The organism is Shigella sp. FC1544 (assembly GCF_001722145.1).
In the GTDB taxonomy this organism is placed as follows: Bacteria; Pseudomonadota; Gammaproteobacteria; order Enterobacterales; family Enterobacteriaceae; genus Escherichia; species Escherichia coli.
Map to the genome: position 1 here is coordinate 1 of NZ_MECT01000201.1, position 2,861 is coordinate 2,861.

1 protein-coding gene and 2 pseudogenes are annotated in these 2,861 nt (G+C 57.7%); 1 reads left to right on the plus strand and 2 read right to left on the minus strand.

What is annotated here, in order from left to right; translation table 11 throughout:
- On the plus strand, positions 1–192 hold a 192-nt coding region (locus BGK49_RS26675), incomplete at its 5' end, for an IS1 family transposase (protein WP_000718190.1).
- Here BGK49_RS26675 and BGK49_RS11680 read toward each other — a convergent pair.
- Positions 154–2,582: pseudogene (locus BGK49_RS11680) on the minus strand (TipJ family phage tail tip protein); the annotation flags it as partial. The gene BGK49_RS26675 and the pseudogene BGK49_RS11680 sit on opposite strands and share 39 nt — an antisense overlap.
- Positions 2,583–2,642: 60 nt before the next feature.
- Positions 2,643–2,861: pseudogene (locus BGK49_RS31060) on the minus strand (tail assembly protein); the annotation flags it as partial.

Consider the following 2,861-nt stretch of genomic DNA (forward strand, 5'->3'; position numbering starts at 1 on the left):
CTGTATGAATCCCGCCTGAAGGGAAAGCTGCACGTAATCAGCAAGCGATATACGCAGCGAATTGAGCGGCATAACCTGAATCTGAGGCAGCACCTGGCACGGCTGGGACGGAAGTCGCTGTCGTTCTCAAAATCGGTGGAGCTGCATGACAAAGTCATCGGGCATTATCTGAACATAAAACACTATCAATAAGTTGGAGTCATTACCCACACTGCGAACGTAAAAATAATAATCATGGCCCGCCTGATATTGATACTGGCGGCTATCCAGTACAGCGCCGTGCCAAGATAGCGGGCGCTGGTTTCAACCTGCCTGATATCCGCAATCCGCTTTTCCGAAAACCAGAACTCAAACTGCACCGTCGGGTCATATATAGCCAGTTTCGGGACCGCCGTTATCTGAAAATACCCCGGTATCAGTTCAATAGTGACAGGCGCTGCCGGTGCCGCAATCCGGAACGATACCGACGCCGGATCGCCCTGCTGCCCCCGGGCATTTACCGCCCGGACTGTCAGACTGTAATTCCCCAGCGCCAGCTGCCTGAAGCGGTATGTGGTTTCCGTCGTCCTGGCTGTGCTGACCAGCCGCTCACTGCCGTCGTCCGCTGCCACGGTCAGGCGAAGCAGGAAGCTCACACCCTTCACCACCTTCGGCGTGTCCCATCGCGCCAGCACCTGATATTCCCCGCTGTCTGCGGTGACTTCGGCGGTCAGATGCTGCACCGCTGGCGGCGTGACACCATTCACCGTGCCGCGCCGGTCACCGTCAAAGTGTGCCCCGTTATCCACGATGGCCTCTTTTTCCGGCACATGCTGCACGGCGGTGATGGCATACGTGCCGTCGTCGTTCTCACGGATACTCACGCAGCGGAACAGGCGCTGGCGCAGCGTCGGCAGCTTCAGCCCCCACACGCTGTATTCTGCAACGCCGTCAGGAACCCGGCTCACTTTCACCTTCACGCCGTCGGTGACGGACTGAACCTCCACGCTGACCGGATTGCCATTTCCGTCAACCAGGCTTATCAGCGTGGTACCGGAGGACGGCAGCGTGATTTCACGGTCGAGCGTCAGCGTCCGGGTCTGGCTGTTCACCGCCAGTACGCGACCACCGGTGCTGATACCGGCATAATCATCATCGCAGATTTCAATGACATCACCCGGTACATGGCGAAGCCCTTCTGCGCCGACGCTGAAGTCCACGGTCTGCGTTTCCAGCAGTTCCGTTTTAATCAGCCACAGCCCGGCGCGGTGCGCCTGTCCCCGGCTGGTACAGCCAAAGGCATCCATCTTCGTGGCGTTACGACCGTAACGGAGAATGGCCTGCGTGTCCTCCACAAGCTCTGTCGCCGTCTCATGACCGTTGTCCGGATCAATCCAGTTCACCTCAACGACATTATGGCGGTCCTTCAGGGCGCTGAAGCTGTAGCGGAACGGCGCGCCATCATCCGGCATCACCACATTACTGCGGTTATAGGTCCACACTTTATCCGACGGTCGGTCCTGCACGAACGTCAGCGTCTGCCCGTTCCATACCGGCATACAGCGCATCGCCGAGCAGAAATCACTGAGAACATCCCACGCCTTACGCTGTGTGGTCAGGTAAGCGTTACAGGTGATGCGCGGCTCCGTGCCGCCAAATCCGTCCGGCACTGACTGGTCGCAGTACTGGCCGATGACATACAGCGCCCATTTGTCCACATCTGCCGCACCAAGACGTTTCCCCATGCCGTAGCGCGGATGAGTGAGCATGTCCCACAGACACCAGGCCATGTTGTTGCTGTATGCTGGCTTAAGCGTTCCGTCCCAGATACCGCTGTATTGCCGCGTCTGCGGGTTATAGTTCGACGGCACCTGCAGAATGCGCCCGCGAAGATGATAATTGCGACTCACCTGCTGGTTACCGAACTGCTCTGAATCCACCTGCACGCCGACCAGCGCCGTGTTCGGGTAGCACTGTTTCACATCGATGATTTCGGTGTACGACGACCAGAGCGTTTTGTTCTGCAGCTGGTCTGTGGTGCTGTCCGGTGTCATCCTGCGCATCCGGATATTAAACGGGCGCGGCGGCAGGTTACCCATCACCACCGAGGCCAGATACTGCGAAGTGGTTTTGCCCTTAATGGTGATGTCTTTTTCCGTCACCCAGCCACCGTTACGCTGTATCTGAACCAGCAGGCGGACTTCCGACGGATTCCGGTCCCCCTTTGAGGTGTTTTCCACCAGTGCCTGCACACCGAAGGTCAGGCGCAGACGATCAATGTTTGCCGACGTGATGGTCCGGGTGATCGGCGTGTCGTATTTCACTTCCGTACCCAGCACAGTCTCTGAGCCGGAAGATTCAAACCCCTCCGGCGGTGTCTGCTCCTGCTCGCCGGCGCGGAACACCACCGTAACACCGGAAAAGTTTGTCTTCCCCTCGCTGTCCAGGACCGGCGTACCGTTCAGCAGCACGCTTTTTAATCCATCCACCGGACCGTCAACCGGCCCTTCGCTGATGGCATCAATCACACTCAGCAACTGCGTGGATTTCAGGTTGTCCTTCGCTTCGCGCGGGGTATGCCCCTTACTGCTGCCTTTACCCATTCCTCACGCTCCATAAACGACAAAACCGCCCGCAGGCGGTTTCACATGAAACATTTTGCATCAGCGACCAATCACCACAACCTGACCACCATCCCCTTCGTCTGCCGTGCTGATCTCCTGAGATACCACCCGCGACCCCACGCGCATTTCACCGTACAGAACAGGCAGAACATTGCCCTAGGCAACCATGTTATCCAGTGAGGAGAAACAGGTGTTCTGTTTGCCGTTATCCGTTGTCTGTGTACGGGGAGTTCTGGCTTTCGGTGCCAGCATCTGTGC